Source organism: Pseudomonas sp. LBUM1673 (genome assembly GCF_059695645.1).
Map to the genome: position 1 here is coordinate 2,713,479 of NZ_CP166780.1, position 16,873 is coordinate 2,730,351.

The 16,873-nt window shown below is 60.7% G+C and carries 15 protein-coding genes; 3 read left to right on the forward strand and 12 right to left on the reverse strand.

The window, feature by feature from the left end:
* Nucleotides 1-63: 63 nt before the first annotated feature.
* Both ACA044_RS12420 and ACA044_RS12425 read right to left on the reverse strand, forming a co-directional pair.
* On the reverse strand, nt 64-1,686 hold the full coding sequence (locus ACA044_RS12420; protein WP_497446598.1) for an MFS transporter: 1,623 nt from the start codon (nt 1,684-1,686) through the stop codon (nt 64-66).
* 171 nt (nt 1,687-1,857) lie between these two features.
* Complete coding sequence (locus tag ACA044_RS12425; protein WP_497446599.1) at nt 1,858-3,507, reverse strand: GMC family oxidoreductase; 1,650 nt, start codon at nt 3,505-3,507, stop codon at nt 1,858-1,860.
* A gap of 133 nt (nt 3,508-3,640) precedes the next feature.
* On the opposite strand from ACA044_RS12425, the gene ACA044_RS12430 reads away from it, so the two are divergent.
* Entirely contained in the window at nt 3,641-4,534 is an 894-nt protein-coding gene (locus ACA044_RS12430) for a LysR family transcriptional regulator (protein WP_497446600.1), read from the forward strand.
* A gap of 585 nt (nt 4,535-5,119) precedes the next feature.
* Complete coding sequence (locus ACA044_RS12435) at nt 5,120-5,479, forward strand: DUF6124 family protein (protein ID WP_497446601.1); 360 nt, start codon at nt 5,120-5,122, stop codon at nt 5,477-5,479.
* A gap of 172 nt (nt 5,480-5,651) precedes the next feature.
* Here ACA044_RS12435 and ACA044_RS12440 read toward each other — a convergent pair whose 3' ends face one another.
* Genes ACA044_RS12440 through ACA044_RS12470 form a run of 7 tightly spaced genes read right to left on the reverse strand, consistent with a single transcriptional unit; the run spans nt 5,652 to nt 11,997 of the window.
* Nucleotides 5,652-7,070, reverse strand: coding sequence for an ATP-binding protein (locus tag ACA044_RS12440; protein ID WP_497446602.1), 1,419 nt, complete (start codon nt 7,068-7,070; stop codon nt 5,652-5,654).
* A complete protein-coding gene (locus ACA044_RS12445; RefSeq protein ID WP_497446603.1) occupies nt 7,067-7,729 on the reverse strand; it encodes a response regulator in 663 nt (220 codons plus the stop codon). Before ACA044_RS12445 ends, ACA044_RS12440 begins: the two co-directional genes overlap by 4 nt.
* An 11-nt stretch (nt 7,730-7,740) precedes the next feature.
* A complete protein-coding gene (locus ACA044_RS12450; protein ID WP_497446604.1) occupies nt 7,741-8,385 on the reverse strand; it encodes a tetratricopeptide repeat protein in 645 nt (214 codons plus the stop codon).
* Nucleotides 8,382-9,191, reverse strand: coding sequence for an SDR family oxidoreductase (locus tag ACA044_RS12455; protein ID WP_497446605.1), 810 nt, complete (start codon nt 9,189-9,191; stop codon nt 8,382-8,384). Before ACA044_RS12455 ends, ACA044_RS12450 begins: the two co-directional genes overlap by 4 nt.
* Nucleotides 9,178-9,852 carry an iron-containing redox enzyme family protein gene (locus ACA044_RS12460; RefSeq protein WP_497446606.1) on the reverse strand — a complete coding sequence of 225 codons (675 nt, stop codon included), beginning with the start codon at nt 9,850-9,852 and terminating at the stop codon, nt 9,178-9,180. Before ACA044_RS12460 ends, ACA044_RS12455 begins: the two co-directional genes overlap by 14 nt.
* Entirely contained in the window at nt 9,849-11,330 is a 1,482-nt protein-coding gene (locus tag ACA044_RS12465) for an AMP-binding protein (RefSeq protein WP_497446607.1), read from the reverse strand. Before ACA044_RS12465 ends, ACA044_RS12460 begins: the two co-directional genes overlap by 4 nt.
* A complete protein-coding gene (locus ACA044_RS12470; protein WP_497447215.1) occupies nt 11,320-11,997 on the reverse strand; it encodes a thermostable hemolysin in 678 nt (225 codons plus the stop codon). The genes ACA044_RS12465 and ACA044_RS12470 overlap by 11 nt, the downstream gene beginning before the upstream one ends.
* A gap of 186 nt (nt 11,998-12,183) precedes the next feature.
* Here ACA044_RS12470 and ACA044_RS12475 point away from each other — a divergent pair, with 186 nt between their 5' ends.
* Nucleotides 12,184-12,756 carry a cytochrome b gene (locus ACA044_RS12475; RefSeq protein ID WP_497446608.1) on the forward strand — a complete coding sequence of 191 codons (573 nt, stop codon included), beginning with the start codon at nt 12,184-12,186 and terminating at the stop codon, nt 12,754-12,756.
* On the opposite strand, the gene ACA044_RS12480 is transcribed toward ACA044_RS12475, so the two are convergent.
* From ACA044_RS12480 to ACA044_RS12490, 3 genes are all read right to left on the reverse strand, one after another.
* Nucleotides 12,737-13,843, reverse strand: coding sequence for a DNA alkylation repair protein (locus tag ACA044_RS12480; RefSeq protein ID WP_497446609.1), 1,107 nt, complete (start codon nt 13,841-13,843; stop codon nt 12,737-12,739). The two genes, ACA044_RS12475 and ACA044_RS12480, sit on opposite strands and share 20 nt — an antisense overlap.
* Before the next feature lie 159 nt (nt 13,844-14,002).
* Nucleotides 14,003-15,811: a monovalent cation:proton antiporter-2 (CPA2) family protein gene (locus ACA044_RS12485; protein WP_497446610.1), complete on the reverse strand. Its 1,809-nt coding sequence runs from the start codon at nt 15,809-15,811 to the stop codon at nt 14,003-14,005.
* A gap of 115 nt (nt 15,812-15,926) precedes the next feature.
* On the reverse strand, nt 15,927-16,817 hold the full coding sequence (locus ACA044_RS12490; RefSeq protein ID WP_237884538.1) for a LysR family transcriptional regulator: 891 nt from the start codon (nt 16,815-16,817) through the stop codon (nt 15,927-15,929).
* Nucleotides 16,818-16,873 lie beyond the last annotated feature (56 nt).

The following is a 16,873-nucleotide window of genomic DNA, read 5'->3' on the forward strand; positions in this document are numbered from 1 at the left end:
GACACGTCCTCTTCGCGAGCAAGCCCGCTCCCACAGGTAAGCCTCCGCTAGAGGTTCGTGACGTCAGTTCTTGTCCAGATCCACGTTCTTGGTCTCACGCAAACACATCATCCCCACCACCAGACTCACCCCGGTAATCACCACCGGGTACCACAGCCCGTAGAAAATATCCCCGGTGTACACCACCAACGCAAACGACACCGTCGGCAGGAAACCACCGAACCAGCCGTTGCCGATGTGGTAGGGCAGGGACATGGAGGTGTAGCGGATGCGGGTCGGGAACAGTTCGACCATCAGCGCCGCCAGCGGGCCGTAGCACATGGCGGAGATGATGATCAGCGCGACGATCAGCGCCACGATCATCGGTTTGTTGATCAGTTGGGTGTCGGCTTGCGACGGATACCCGGCCAGGGTCACTGCGCCGCGCAGGGCTGCCTCATCGTAGCCATCGATTTTCACCTCGCCGATGCTGACCTGCACGCCGCTGCCAGCCGGGGCCGCTTCGCTGTTGTAGGGCAGGCCTTGTTTGACCAGGAAGGTTTTGACCTTGTCGCACGGGCTATCAAATTTAGCCTTGCCGACCGGGTCGAACTGGAAGGTGCAGGTGGCCGGGTCGGCCAGCACGGTGATCGGTGCCTGGCGGCTGGCCTGGTCGATGGCCGGGTTGGCGTAGTGGGCCAGGGTCTTGAAGATCGGAAAGTACAGCGCGGTGGCCAGCAACAGGCCGATCATCAGCACCGGTTTGCGCCCGACCTTGTCCGACAGCCAGCCGAAAAAGATGAAGAACGGCGCGCCGATGATCACGCTGACAATCAGCAAGCTGTTGGCCAGGGCCGGATCCATTTTCAGGAACTGGGTGAGGAAGAACAGCACATAAAACTGCGCCGCGTAGAAGGTCACCGCTTGCCCGGCGTTGATGCTGAACAGCGCAATCAGCACCACTTTAAGGTTGTCCCATTTGCCGAAGGAATCGCGCAGCGGCGACTTGCAGAGTTTGCCTTCTTCTTTCATTTTCACGAACGCAGGCGACTCATGCAGGCTCAGGCGAATCCAGGTCGAGATGCCCAGCAGCACGATTGAAAACAGAAACGGAATGCGCCAGCCCCAGACTTCGAACTGGTCGCCGGTGAAGTAGCGGCAGCCGAGCACCACCAGCAGCGACAGCAGCAAGCCGAGGGTGGCAGTGGACTGAATCCAGCTGGTATGGAAACCGCGTTTGCCCATCGGCGCGTGTTCCGCGACGTAAGTGGCCGCGCCGCCATACTCACCGCCCAGCGCCAGGCCCTGAAGCATGCGCAGCACCACGAGGATGATCGGCGCGGCGATGCCGATGCTCGCGTAAGTCGGCAGCAAGCCGACGCAGAAGGTTGCCACGCCCATGAGAACGATGGTTGCGAGGAACGTGTATTTGCGCCCGATCATGTCCCCCAAGCGTCCGAACACCAGCGCGCCGAACGGCCGCACGATGAAGCCGGCGGCAAACGCCATCAGCGCGAAGATGAACGCCGTGGTGTCGTTGACCCCGGCGAAGAACTGTTTACTGATGACCGCCGCGAGGGCGCCATAGAGGAAAAAGTCGTACCACTCGAACACCGTCCCGAGGGACGAGGCGAAGATGACTTTCTGGGTTTCCTGACTGGTGCCGGCGCTGCGGACGGCTTCCAGGGGCTGAACATGTTCTGACATATCGGTATCCCTCACAGTGATTGTTTTTGTTGTTCCACTGGTGTTGCGTGTTCCTTGCAGGGGTAATGCTCAATGCTCGCGAATCAGCTGCAATCCCTGTTGGAGTGCAATCCCTTGTGGGAGCGAGCCTGCTCGCGATGGCGGTGTATCAGTCACCATAGATGTTGGATATCAGACCGTCATCGCGAGCAGGCTCGCTCCCACAGTGGGGGTGTTGGCGGTAGTTTCGAGGATCAGTTGCGCGGCTTTCTCGGCGATCATCAGCGTCGGCGAGCACGTGTTGCCCGAGGTAATGCGCGGCATGATCGAGGCGTCGGCGATGCGCAGGCCGGGGATGCCGTGGACGCGCAGCTCGGCGTCGACCACTGCGTCTGCATCGTTGCCCATCCGGCAGGTGCCCACCGGGTGGAAAATCGTGGTGCCGATTCGGGCGGCGGCTTCGTGCAATTGCTCTTCGCTCTGCAAGCTGTCGCCCGGCAGGTACTCGACCGGTTTGAACGCTTGCAGGGCCGGCGCGGAAACGATGCGACGAGTCAGGCGGATGGCGTCGGCTGCCACTCGCAAGTCTTCGGGATGGCTCAGGTAGTTGGGCTGAATCAGCGGCGCTTCCCGCGGGTCGGCGGAGCGAATGTCTATTCGGCCACGGCTTTTCGGGCGCAGATCGCAGACCGATGCAGTGAAGGCGGGGAAAGCGTGCAGCGGCTCGCCGAAACGCTCCAGCGACAACGGTTGTACGTGGTATTCGAGATTCGCCGAGGTCTGTTCCGGTCCCGAACGGGCGAAGGCGCCGAGTTGGCTCGGGGCCATGGACAGCGGACCACTGCGGTCATACAGGTAACGCAGGCCCATGCCCATCTTGCCCCACAGCGTGCCGGCGATCTGGTTCAGAGTGCGAGCGTTTTCCAGTTTGTAGATCAGGCGCAGTTGCAGATGGTCCTGCAGGTTGCCGCCCACACCGGGCAGTTCATGGGCAACGCCGATACCCAGTTTTTGCAGCAGCGGGCGAGGGCCGATACCGGAACGTTGCAGGATGCCCGGTGAGCCGACGGAACCGGCACACAGGACGATTTCTTTGCGCGCCTTGAAGGTTTTCGCCTGGCTTTGCCAACGTGCGTTGACCGCTGAGGCACGGCCGTTTTCCAGCAGCACGCGGTCCACTTCAACGTCAGTCAGCACCGTGAGATTGACGCGCTGGCGAATCGGCTTGAGAAACGCCTTGGCCGCGTTCCAGCGTACTCCAGCCTTCTGGTTGACCTGGAAGTAGCCGCAACCTTCGTTGTCGCCCTGATTGAAGTCATCGATGCTGGCGATGCCGCTTTGCTCGGCCGCCGTGCGGAAGGCGTCGAGGATCGGCCACGACAGCCGCTGCCGCTCGATCCGCCATTCGCCGGCGGCGCCGTGAAATTCCGAATCGCCGGCAAAATGGTTTTCGCTGTGTTTGAACAATGGCAGCACGTCTTGCCAGCCCCAGCCGGGATTGCCCTCGGCCACCCAGCCGTCGTAGTCACCAGCCTGGCCGCGCATGTAGATCATGCCGTTGATCGAGGAACAACCGCCGAGCACTTTGCCGCGCGGGTAGCTCAGGGCGCGGCCTTGCAGACCGGATTGCGCTTCGGTCTTGAAGCACCAGTCGGTGCGCGGGTTGCCGATGCAGAACAGGTAACCCACGGGGATGTGAATCCACGGGTAGTTGTCGCGGCCACCGGCTTCGAGCAGCAACACGCGATGCTGCGGGTTGGCCGACAGTCGATTGGCCAGCAAACAACCGGCCGGCCCGGCGCCGACCACGATGTAGTCGTATTCATCAAGGGAAGTCTGCATCCCTGACCTCGTATTGTTGTTCTTGTTGTCGGCCATCCTAGTTGTTAGCTTTCGTTAAAAGAATGTTAGTTTTTGCTCAGCTGCTGTGCGTTTTTAAACAGCGTCATTAACGGCATAACGTCAAGGATGGTTCATGTTCGACTGGAATGACCTGCGGTTTTTTCTCGAATTGCAGCGCAGCGGCCGCTTGCTGACCGCCGCTCGCCGTTTGAACACGACTCACGCCACCGTGGCCCGGCACATCGAAGCCATCGAAAAAAGCCTCGGTACCGCGCTGTTCGTCCAACATGCCCAAGGCTACGAATTGACCCCGGCCGGCGAAGCGCTGCTCAAACACGCCGAAGCCATGGAAAACGTCGCGCTGCTGGCTCAGGAGGAAATCACCCAATCATCCGCGCCGCTGGGCAAGATCCGCGTCGGGGTGACGGAGGGGCTGGGCATCATGTTTCTCGCCAGCCGCATGAACGGCTTGTTCGAGCGCTATCCGGGGCTGGAGGTAGAACTGGTGGCGGTGCCGCGCTTCGTCAGCATCCTCAACCGTGAAGCGGAAATCAGCATTCACCTGGAACGCCCGGCCGCCGACATGCTGGTCACCCGCAAACTCACCGACTATCGCCTGGCGCTCTATGCCAGCCAGGCTTATCTGGACCGCTCACCACCACTGCGCAGCCGCGAAGACCTTGGTCGTCACGCGTGGATCGGCTACGTCGACGACTTGCTGTTCAGTCAGGAACTGATGTTCCTCAACAGCTTCTGCCGCAACCCTCAGGTGGTGTTTCACAGCACCAGCGTCATCGCCCAGCAACAGGCCGCGCGCTCGGGCCTGGGGATCGCCGTGCTGCCGTGCTACATGGCCAGCACCGATCCCGGGCTGGTGCCGTTGTTGCCGGACGAAAGCATCCAGCGCAGTTATTGGATCAGTACGCGGCGCGAGCTGCACAAGTCCGTGAGGCTGCGGGTGTTGTGGGATTACGTGGTGGAGTTGTGTGAGCGGGAGCAGAATCTGCTGCAAGGCTCCTACGGGTAATGCTGCTCACTTAAGAGAATCTTGAGTCAGTGAGAAACCTGTGGCGAGGGAGCTTGCTCCCGCTTGAGTGCGTAGCACTCACAAAAATCGGCGATTGTTCAGATTTGGGGCCGCTACGCAGCCCAGCGTCGGAACGCCGCCCGGAGCAAGCTCGCTCGCCACAAAGCTAGGCATGACTGAAGAGTCGCGCTTAAGTGAACAGCATTACGCTGCTACGGGGCACGTTTTAAACAAGAAAAATCACGATCGTTTAAATGAAGCTTGCCGTTACCACCCAAAGGCTACAACGCCTTGCGCCACCGCCTACAGGTAAGACAGAATCCGCCGGCTTGTGCGTCTAGGGGGCCGTCGGTAACTTGATTTCCGTCACTGCTCATCAGTGATCGGGTTTAGTAGCCCGTGGCTAAATCTAAGACGTACGACGCTTCTATCAGTCGGGCTTTGCGCCTGCATTTGATGGTGGCTGTACGTAGGGCGTCCTTGGGCGCGCCGGCTTCTTAGATTCCCCGGTCTACTAACCTGCGTACAGCTGCCACCCCTTCTTTAGTAGAGAAGTGCTGGGAGCCCACATCAGGAATCTAAGACATGTTCAAACCTACGCCCAATCCGCCGGACACTGATCCGATATCCCCGTACGAACCCGATTCAAAAAAACTCAACGAAGCCGCCGAACGCGCCCTCGACTTCCACTTTCCATCGAATGCCGATATCAAAGCCACCGCGCGTAAACCCAGCAAACTGTTTGCCGTGGCCCCAGAGGCCACAGCCGAAACCCTGGCGATTTTTTTGGTCGAGACGCTGGCCTCGGTCGATGTGATGGTCCATCAGTTGGTGGATCATCTGGAGGGTGAGTCGCGCTACGCCCTGCTGGGCATTTCAAACAGCATCATGGTGGCGGAGATCACCGCGAACCGGGTTCTGGATCACATTGATACGCTCGAGTAGGTATGGGCTGCTGTGGTGAGTGAGTGACTGACGCAGGGTTGTGCAGTGGCTCCTTTTTTGGGGCCGCTTCGCGGCCCAGCGGGAGCAAGCTCCCTCGCCACAGATTGTTCAGCGGCCACGAACAGGATGTGCCGCATGCGCCATTCCCCTGTAGGAGCGGGGCTGAAGTCATTCAGCCATTGGGCGGCAGTTCGCGGGTGGTCCGTTGCACCGAGCTGTGGTGCTGGCCATCGGGAATCGATAGGGTCGCCCGCAGCCCGCCTTCGGGTGGATTTACCAGCGTAATCCGCCCACCCAGCCGTGTCGCGATGGTGCTGACGATGGTCAGCCCCAACCCCGCGCCCCCGGTATTTCCACGGCTGTAAAAACGTTCGAACAACCGCGCGCGATCCGCTTCGTCGATGCCCGGCCCCTGGTCCTGGACGCTCAAGTTGTAGAACCCGTCGTCCTGGCTCAATTGCACGGTGATGACGCCATGTTCCGGCGAAAAATTCGCGGCGTTGGTGACCAGGTTGTTCAGGGCGATGTCGATGGCAGCGGCGTCGGCGAGGACTTTAAACGGCTGCTCATCGACGTCGAAGGCCAGTTCCAGGCTCCTGCTCAGCAACCAGGGTGTGAGCTGGGCCAGGCTGGCGCGCACGGTTTCGCTCAGGTCGATGCTGTGCAGCACCGGCGCCACCGCCTTGGGTTCGAGACGGGCCATAGTCAGCAGCTGATTGACCAGGCGACTGGTGCGGTCGACCCCGGCAATCAGAAACGCCAGGGACTCACGACGTTCCTGTTCCGTGCCGGCTTCCTGCAGGTTTTGCGCATGCACCCGCAACACGGCCAGCGGCGTGCGTAATTCGTGGGCGGCGTCGGCGATGAAGCGCCGCTCACGACCAAGCACTTCTTGAATTTGCGCGAGCATGCGGTTGAGCGCTGCCTGCATCGGTTCCAGTTCGCTGGGCAATGGGGTCAGTTGCAACGGCTCCAGAGAACCGCTGTGCCGTGCCCGCAACGTTTCCGCCATATTGGCCAGGGGTTTGAGCCCCCAGCCAATGGCCAGCCAGACCATGGCCGCCAGTACCAGGCTGCCCAGCACATTGGGCCACAGGGTATGACGCACGATCCGGTGCACCAGGTCCGCACGCACGTCGTCCCGTTCACCGACCCAGATGCGCAGGTCATTCTGTTTGTCTTCGAGCATGAACACCCGCCAATGGCGGTTGTGCAGATCCACCACATCGCTGAAACCGGATTTTGTCGGCGGCGCCGTGAAGGAGGGTGCACTGGCGGTGTGCACCAGCACTTCGCCCTTGTGATTCCAGACCTGAAAGGCAATTTTGCTTTCATAGGGATGACCATCGACTCTCGGCACCGCTTCACTCAAGGCTTTGTTGAATGCTTGATACAGCTCGGCGTGTTCATCGCTGGCCAGCGGCATGCGCATCACACCCTGCAGCAGCCGGGCGTTCTGGGCCAGTTGGGCGTCGTAGACTTCGGCAATTTCGTGATTGCTGTCGTGCAGGTTGAGCACGCTGATGATCGCCAGGCCAGTCAGCATCAGGCCGATGATCAGCGTCAGGGTGCGACGCCGGATCGAAGTCATCGACGCTCCTCCACCAAATACCCGACACCGCGAATGGTGCGGATCAGGTCGGTGGAGAACTTCTTGCGCAGATGATGGATATGCACTTCCAGGGTGTTGCTTTCGGCTTCTTCGTTCCAGCCGTAAAGCAGTTGCATCAGATGATCGCGAGTCATGACCCGGCCCGGAGGCGAAAGTAATTCGTGGAGCAGTTGATATTCCTTGGGCGTCAGCGCCACCGGCTCGCCTTGATAGCTGACTTGCTGGGTACCGGGGTTCAGGCTGATGCCGGCGTGTTCGATCAGCACTTGGGCGCGACCGGCGCTGCGTCGCAACAAGGCCCGCAAGCGAGCCTTGAGTTCGGCCAGGTCGAAGGGCTTGATCAGGTAATCGTCAGCCCCGGCATCCAGCCCGGCGATGCGGTCTTCGGTGGCATCCCGGGCGGTGAGGATCAGTACCGGCAGGTTGGAGCCGCTTTCACGCAGGCGGTGCAGCACTTGCAGACCGTCCATGCGCGGCAGACCGAGGTCGAGCACGGCCAGGTCAAACGTCTCGCTGAGCAGCGAATGCAAGGCATTGCTGCCGTCCTGCAGCCAGTCGACGGTGTAACCCTCACGGCCCAGGGCCTGATGAATGCCCTCGCCGAGGGCCACGTCATCCTCGATCAGTAATAAGCGCACGCGGACTCCTGTCAGTTGAGTTTCTTATTCACGTCCACCAGTAATGCTTCGATCTCTTTGCGGCGCCCGGCGTCGGCGCTTTCCCGGCCAGGGCGGGGTGCCGCTTGCAGGGCTTTTTGCAGTGCATCCTTGGCTTCACCATAGCGCTTTTGACGGTAAAGGTGATCACCCCAGAAGTACAGACTGTCGATACCGGCCGGGTTCAGCTGCAAGGCCTGCTTTAACAGTTGTTCGGCCTTGTCGGCATCGCCGAAACCGAGGGGCCAGCCGGGCACGCGATCATACAGCGCCGCCAGGCTGGTATAGGCCGAGCCTTGCAGAGCCTTGGGATCAATGGCGAGGGCTTTTTCCAGGTCGACTTTGGCGACCTTGACCTTGCTCAAGGCGCCGAGGCCACCCTGGGCTCCGGCCCAACTGCTGGTGACAATGCCGGACCAGATCCACGCTTCGGCCAGGGATTGGCGCTCCTGGGTGAAGGCCGAGGCCTGGGTCGCGAGTTTTTCGAAGGCCGCGGTGCGCTGTTCGGCAGGCAATTCGTATTGAATGTGCGCCCAGCTTTGCTGAATGCCATTAAGGCGCTGCTGATCGGCGGCGTCCAGCGCCCAGACGCTTTGGCTCAACACCCCGAACAGCAGGCAAGTGACGATTTTTTTCATGGTTTGAGGCTCTCGTTATCGGGCTTCTGACTGAGGCGACGGATCAGTGGCAACTGCTTGCGCAAGCCACGGTCCACCAGGTGCGGCAACAGACTGTTCAGGCGAACGAAAAAGCGTTCCGGCCAGCCCAGGTACAAATCGCGACGGTCACCGGCAATGGCGTGAATGACCGCCGAGGCGACGGTTTGCGGATCGTCGACATTGGCTTTGAGCGCATCGTTCAGCGCCTGGGCCGCCGGGCTGTTCATGCTGGTGTGGGTCGCCCGAGGGGCAACGTAAAGCACGCTGATCCGGGTGTCGGCCAGCTCCCGCCGCAGGGCTTCGGAGAAACCGCGCAGGGCAAACTTGGTGGCGCAATAGCTGGCGTAACCGGGGTAGCCAATGGAGCCGTAGGTCGAGCCGACGTTTACCACCATGGCGCTCTCGGCTTGCTTGAGCAGCGGCAGCAAAAGCTTGGTCAGGCAGATCGGCGCGCTGATGTTCACCGCCAGCATCGCATTGATCTCGCTGTCATCGAGCTGTTCGAGCATGGCGAAGTGGTTGACCCCGGCGGCGTTGATCAGCAAGTTGATGCCGCCGATGGCTTCGGCCGCAGCCAGCACTTTGTGTCGGTCGCCGGGGACGGTCAGGTCAGCACCGACCCAACACAAGTGCAGCGGGTAGCGTTCGAGCAAGGGCTCCAGCGACTCCCGGTGCCGGGACACGGCCAACACCCGCGCGCCACTGGCACACAGGGCGCTGGCGATGGCCAGGCCGATACCGCCGCTGGCTCCGGTCAAAACCACACGGGCTTCATGCAGCTGCATGCAGGTTCTCCCCATCGCGGGGCAGGCCGCGGAACATGTCGGTGTAGAGCTTGTAAACGACCTTCGAGGCATGAATCACCGCGGCTTGATCCGCCGGGTCTTCGAGTGTGTTCATCAGATGGCGGTAGGTCTGCATGTGTTCGATATCCAGCGAGCCGTGGGAACTGAGATAGCTGAAGGCGGTTTCCGGCAGCGCCAGGCGCTCGCGAATGCTGCCGGCCGCGTGGGTGGCCAGGGCGATGCTGGTGCCTTCCAGCACGTTGACCATGCCGAACAGGCCCACCGGGTTGTCTCGGGCAATCAGGTCGTAGAGGAAGCTGACCATCAACTCGATCGGCAACGAGGGGCGACCGTCACGCACCGCGTCTTTGTCCCCGCCACAGGCCTCGATGTCGTCGAGTACCCATTGCTCGTGGCCGTATTCGTCCTCGATGTACTCGCACACCGCTTTGCGCAGCCATTCCAGCCGCTGCGGCAGACGCGCGCCGCACGCCATCATCAACGGCACGGTATGGCGCACGTGGTAGTAGGCCTGGGCGAGGAAGGCGCGGTAGCTCTCCAGGCTGACCTTGCCCTCAAGGGCATCGCGGATGATCGGCAGGTTGAACAACTCGTGGCGTTCCTGCTGGGTGGCTTCTTGCAGGGTGTCGAAAAAACTCATGATGCGGATTCCTCGAAAAAAACGGAGTCAGTGAGCTGCGCCCGGTAACGCTCGACGATGGCGTCGCGGCGCGGTCGGCCATTGGCGGTCAGCAAGCCGTTGGCGGCGGTGAACGGTTGATCGAGACGGGTCCAGTGATGAACCTGGGCGTAATCGGGCAAGACCTCGTTGGCCTGGGCCACGGCGGCGGTCAGTTCTTCATCGGTGCAGTCCGGCCGATGGGGCCAGAGCAGGGCGTGGTTGGTCGGCATCGCTTCGCCGTAGACGAACGCCTGAGCGATGTGGCGACGCTGGGTGAGTTCGGCCTCGACCCATTCCGGATTGACGTTGCGGCCGAAACTGGTGACGAACTGATGCTTCTTGCGCCCGTTGAGGTAGAGAAAACCTTCCGGGTCGAATTCGCCGAGATCGCCTGTCGGCCACCACTCATCGCTGTAGGTGGCCTGCCCCAGATAGCCGAGCAGGGCCGAGCCCTTGACCAGCACTTCACCATCGTCGGCCAGGCAAATCTCGACATGGGGCAGGGGCCGGCCGACGCTGCCGGCGCGGCGCGCCCCTGGACGATTGAGGCACACCACCGACGAGCATTCCGACAACCCGTAACCCTCGTAAACCGGAATGCCGATGCGCTGTGCGCGATGCAGTAACTCTTCAGAAACTCGTGCGCCACCGACCGCGGCAAAACGCAACGATTGGGGGTTGAATGCTTTTTGCTCGGCGGCGTTGACCAGCGTCAGCAGCAACTGCGGCACCAGAATCAGACTTTCCGGTTTCCGGGTGGCCAGACAACCCAACAGCCGCGGCACATCGACACCGCTGGCACCCTGAATGCCCAGGGTTTTCTGGCTCGGTACGCTCAAGGTCGCGCCGGCATACAGCGCGGCATAACAGCCGAGGTTTTCCAGCAGAATCGCCAGGGGCAGCAGTGCCAGGTGGTGCCGCGGATCGGTGGGATTGCTCGCCTGATCCAGTTCACAGGCCACCCGCAAGAGGCTTTCAGCGCTCAGGCACACGCCTTTGGGCGTGCCGGTGGTGCCTGAGGTGAAGGTCAGTTTGGCGGTGCCTTCGGGTATCTGGTTCGGGCCGCTGAAGGTGCGACGCCAGAATTCGCCGGTCTTCTCGTAGCCGGCCGCCTGCAGTTCGGCTTCCAGTTCCGGTTCGGCAATCACCAGTTCGGCCTGGCTCTGTTCCAAGCAATGATTGCGTTGTGCCGGGCTGAAGAAGGGCGGCAACGTCAGGCAGGTCAGGCCTTCGAACAGTACGGCCAGGTCCCAGAGCATTGCCTCGGTGCCATTGTCCAGGGCCAACGCGACCACGTTGACGTGCTCATCGCGCAGACGCTGTTGGCGGTACATGACCTCGGCGTACAGCGTGGCGTAGTCCAGTTTCAACTGATCGCCCCACAAGGCGATGGCGTTGGTCTTGCGTTCGGCGTGATTGCGCAGGGTCTGCTTGAACCGCTCCATTTCAGGCGACATGGCTGGACTCCTCAAGGGACATCGCCAACCCCAGGCGATTGAACAGACCGATGTTGCGCAAATGGATGAAGCCGGCGCGGATGTTGCCGACATGCACCCATGGCTGACTCTCGTAATAACTGCCCCAGAGGTGGCGGTCGTCGCCCAGTCGCGCCGGGTCGGCGGCGCAGAGCGTCACCGGCTTCAAGCCCAGGCGATGAAAACTGTTCACCAGCCCGATGTTGCCGGTGAACGCCACCCATTCCAGCCCGCCCATGGCCAACAGGTAGGTGATGGCAATGATGCTCAGGCGCGCACTGCCGGTATCGCTGGCGGCGAGGTTCCCGACCTCGACAACACCGGCCCGGTCCACGGGTTGGCCGGCAGCGTCGCTGATCAGCGGATCAATTGCCTCGTCCAGGTAACGCTCCAGAAACAAGGGTTCGGTACTGGCCAGTCGTACGCCGGCCACCGCACACAGCGTGCTTGACGCATCGCTCATGCCGAACAGCTGCGGCATGAATTGGCGAATGTCGGCGCCGTGGGCCTTTCGAAAACGCTGCTGGATAAAAGCTTCGAAGAGCGGACGCTGGGCATCGTCCGGCAAGGCTCTGGCCAGACTCATCTGCGGGGTTTCGGCTTGACCGAAGTGCAGGGGCAGAGGGATGTTCCAGTCGAAATCGGGCATGGGCAAGAACGCCTCCCTGAGTAAGTTCGGGAGGAGTATCAAAGGCAATTCTTAACGGAGTCTGAAGGTGACCTTCAGATTGCCTTAAGACTGGACGGGCAGGGTGGCGCCGGTCGGTTCGACGAAACCGGATCCAGGCTGTACGAAATGAGTCGGCAGCCGCCACTGATCTTCACGAGGCCCTGTATGACCCGAGATTCAGCAGTACACCGGTATGGAAAACTCTCGATCACCTTGCACTGGCTGATGCTGGCGCTGTTCGTCGGCGTTTATGGTTGCATCGAGATCAAAGGACTGCTGCCCCGTGGACATGCCTTGAAGGGCTTGTTTCTGGGGTTGCACGGCGTATTCGGGTTGAGCATTTTTGCGCTGGTCTGGGTTCGCTTGCTCGGGCGCCTCACGCCCCGACCACTGATTACCCCCGCCCCGCCAACCTGGCAGACCGGCGTCTCGCACCTCATGCATCTGGCGCTGTATGGGCTGATGATCGCTACGCCGCTATTGGCCTGGTTGATGCTGGCCGCCGGGGGCAAGCCGATGCCGTATTTCGGCTTTTTCCTGCCGGCGCCGGTTGCGGTTGATCCCGATCTGGCCAAGCAACTCAAGCATTGGCATGAATTGCTCGGCAGCACCGGCTACTGGTTGATTGGTTTGCACGCAGCGGCGGGGTTGTTCCATCACTACTGGGTCCGCGACAACACGCTCACGCGCATGCTGCCGGGGGGCTCTGGTGCGGGCGTCAATGATCGTCAGCGATAATTCGGAATTGGGTGCTGGCCAGCCGTTCGCCGTTTACCAGAATGTGCACCGCGTGCTGGCCGGCATAGTGCCTGCGGGTGGTCAGTTCCTTGATGTGCTGACTGCGGCTGATGGATTCGCTGGCATTGTCGGACAGCGTGAGGGCTTTAAGTTTGAACACCTTTGCCGAGGTGCTGCCGTTGGCTTTGACATAATCGATCGCGTAATCGATCACCAATCGCTGACTGTCCGGGACCGTGGACTTCACTCTGAAAGACAGGGTGATTTTCTCACCCAGGCGAATCACTGCCGGTTCGACCTTCACGTCAATGATTTCAACCTCGGGCTTGCCGCCCGCACCAATGATTGCCAGCGCCCGCTTGTTACCTTGTTTGATCAAACTGCGCAGAGCGTGTCTGGCGATCCACGCTGTGTGTTTGTTTTCCAGCGACCATCCTTCGATCAGCGCCAGTACCCACTCGGGATGATCCTTGGTGATGTCGTTGAGGTGGTTGGCCACGGATTTGCGCACGTAGATGCTGTCGTCCGCCTTGAGATTGTCGAGGATCGCGGCCGCCAGTGTCGGGTCGGCCTGGACCTGTTCCAGGCGGAACGACCAGGGCAGGCGTGGTCGGCTGCCTTCGCTGGCCAGGCGCCGGACGTGTTCGTTTTCATCCTGCGACCAGTCGTGCATCAGCGCCAATGAGCGTTCGATATCGCTGCGCAAAAAATGCCGGATGGCGAATTCTGATGAGCCGAAGGTCGTGAAATATTTGAGCGCGTCCATCGACAGATCGAACGTGTGAGCGCCATATTTCGCGACGTAGTGCGGCAAAAACATGCTGACGAAGGCGCTGTTGAGGCGCGGGGCGAGGGCGTGCAAGACGTCGAGGGCTTCTTCATAACTGAGTGGCAATACCGCGTGCAGGCATTCGCTGACGCGGGCCATGCGTTGCATGACTGACAATTCCGCCAGACCGGTTTTGGCCAGTTTCAGGAAGGCCTTGGCATCGAAGCAGGGATAGACCGCGGTCATCTCGGTGGCGATGTGTGCGAGGCGTTCGGCGTTGAAGATTTCCTTCAGAGCGGGAGAGGTTTGGTCAGCCATCGTGGGTTCCTTGGTCGTTGTTATTTATCCAATACACCGCGTTATCGTTCATCGCGAGCAGGCTCGCTCCCACAGTGACCGAGTCAGCCACAAGATTTGCGGCTGACATTGATCCAATGTGGGAGCGAGCCTGCTCGCGATGAGGCCCTCACAATCACCTCAACTCTTACCCGCTTCCTCTTCCAACTGATCCGACTCAAACAGTTTTGCCAATTCCGCCCGCGCTTCCTGAGCGGTCTGCATGACTTTGGCCGCATCGTCATACACCGCATGCTGGGCTTCCAGCACCTGTTCATCGTGATGGGTAAAGCGCTTGATCCGCGCATCTGCCTGGGCCTGCGTCAGCCCTAGTCCAACCAGGGTCCGCCGGGTCATTTCCAGGCTGGAGTAATAGGTTTCCCGCACCGCCTGAGCCCCGACATCCACCAACCGGTGCACATGCTGACGGTTGCGGGCGCGGGCGATGATTTTGATGTGCGGGTAGAGCTTGTGCACCACCTCGGCCGTCTTGATGTTGGTCTCTGGATCATCGGTGGCGATCACGAAAAACTCCGCTTGCTCGACCTTGGCCGCGCTGAGGATTTCCGGGCGCATCGGGTCGCCGTAGAACACCGGCACGCCGCCGAAACTGCGGGACAGTTCGATGGTTTCCACCGACGTGTCGAGGGCGACGAACTTGATGTTCTGCGCCCGCAGAATCCGCGCCACGATCTGCCCCATACGGCCCATGCCGGCGATGACCACGCGCGGCGTGTCGGTATCGATTTCACGGAACTTCTGCGGCACCTCCACCGGTTGAACCTTGGGTTTGACCAGTCGTGCGCAGGCCAGCAACAACAGTGGTGTCAGCGCCATCGACAGGGTGATGGTCAGCACCAGCAAGTCGTACAGGCGCGGCTCGAACAAGCCCTGATCCCGGCCGATCTTGAACACCACAAAAGCAAACTCACCACCGGCCGCCAACACAATCCCCAAGCGAATCGCATTGACCTTGCCCAAGCCCCCGGCCAGTCGACCAACCACAAACAGCAGCGGCAACTTGATGGCGATCAGCAGCACAGTCAGCCCCAACACCACAATCGGCGCACTGAGCAGCAAACTCAGATTGGCACCCATGCCGACACTGATGAAAAACAACCCCAGCAGCAGGCCTTTGAACGGCTCGATCTGCGCTTCCAGTTCGTGGCGGTATTCGGAGTCCGCCAGCAGCAAACCAGCAAGGAACGCGCCGAGTGCCATGGACACGCCGACCAGGTCCATCAGCCACGCCGTACCGATCACCACCAGCAATGCAGTGGCGGTGGACACCTCCGGCAAGCCAGTCTTGGCCACCACGCGAAACACCGGTCGCAGCAAATACCGCCCGCCAATCACCACCACCGCAATACTGCCCAATACCCGCAAGCCATGGTTCAGATCTTCGGCGGCACTGCTGGTGTGATCACCGCCGGCCAGCAGCGGCACCATCGCGATCAGCGGGATCGCGGCGATGTCCTGGAACAGCAAAATCGCGAACGCCAACCGCCCATGAGGGCTGGTCAGTTCCTTGCGCTCGGCCAGGCTTTGCAAACCAAATGCAGTGGACGACAACGCCAGGCCCAGGCCCAATACGATGGCACTGTTGAGGGATTGGCCGAACACGAACAACGCCAGCACACCAATCACCGAACCGGTCAGTAACACCTGCGCCAGGCCCACGCCGAACACTGACTTGCGCATCACCCACAAACGTCGCGGCGACAACTCAAGGCCGATGATGAACAGCAACAGCACCACCCCGAGTTCGGAAATGTGGCTGACGCTTTGCGGGTTGCCGATCAAGCCCAGCACCGACGGCCCGATGATCACCCCGGCAAACAGATAACCCAACACCGCCCCCAGTTGCAGGCGCTTGGCCAAGGGGACGGTGAGCACCGCCGCGAATAAAAAGACGACAGCGGCTTGCAACAGGTTGCCTTCGTGGGGCATGGCGAAACTCCAGGGTGTGGCAGGCGAGAGCGGCGCTCGTCCGATTTTCAGCGGGGCGTCAGGATAAAGGCTGGCGTCCGTTCAGTCAGCAAGGAGGTTGCTGAGAATTTACGGTTTAGTGGGGCCATTGTTCGAGCAGGATCGAAACGAACTTCTCCGCCGCCGGCGATAGCGATGCGCCCCGACGGTACACCAGACCGAGTGTCCGGTTCACCACAGGATCGGTGAGCGGAATGCTCACCAGTGTCGGGTGATCCGCTGTCGGCATCGCAAGGCTCGGCATCGCGGAAACTCCCAGACCGGCTTCGACCATGCCCAGCGAGGTGGACAAATGCTGTACCTCATAAAACCACTGCGGACGCCAGCTCAGGCCCGACAAAGCGTGGTCCAGGATCATGCGGTTGCCGCTCAGGCGCCCGACCCCGATCAACCGGTAATCGCTCAATTCTGACCAGGTGACGGACGTCCGCCCGGCCAGTTCATGGTCACGGCGGCAGGCAAGGACAAAGGGCTCGTTGACCAGTGAAACGAATTCGATGTCCGGGTGCTGGCCACTCATCATGTTGATGCCGAAGTCGGCTTCCCCTCGCAGCACCGCTTCGAGCCCTTCATTGGCGCTGAGGTCGAGCAAACGGATGCGGATTTTCGGGTAGCGTTCGTTATAGAGACGAATCACCGACGGCAGGAAGTAAAACGCAGCGGTTGGAATGCAGGCCAGGGTCACCTGACCGATTTGCCGCTCAGCCAACTCACGGATATTCAGGATCGAGTCGTCGAAGTCATCCAGCAATCGGCGAGCCTTGGGCAGGAAATCACGGCCGACACTGGTCAGGCTGACCTTGCGCGTGGTTCGGTCGAGCAAGGTAGTCCCCAAACCCTCCTCAAGTTTTTTTATCCGTCGGCTCAAGGCCGGTTGTGACAGATGCAGTGCGTCGGCAGCCTCGTGAAAACTCCCCAGTTCGGCGATTTTCACGAAAGATCGGATGTCCTGAAGTTCATATTCCATGTTCTGTCTCGTCGGAGGAGGGCGCTGAATCACGGTAAAACTTTCTTTTGTGAAAC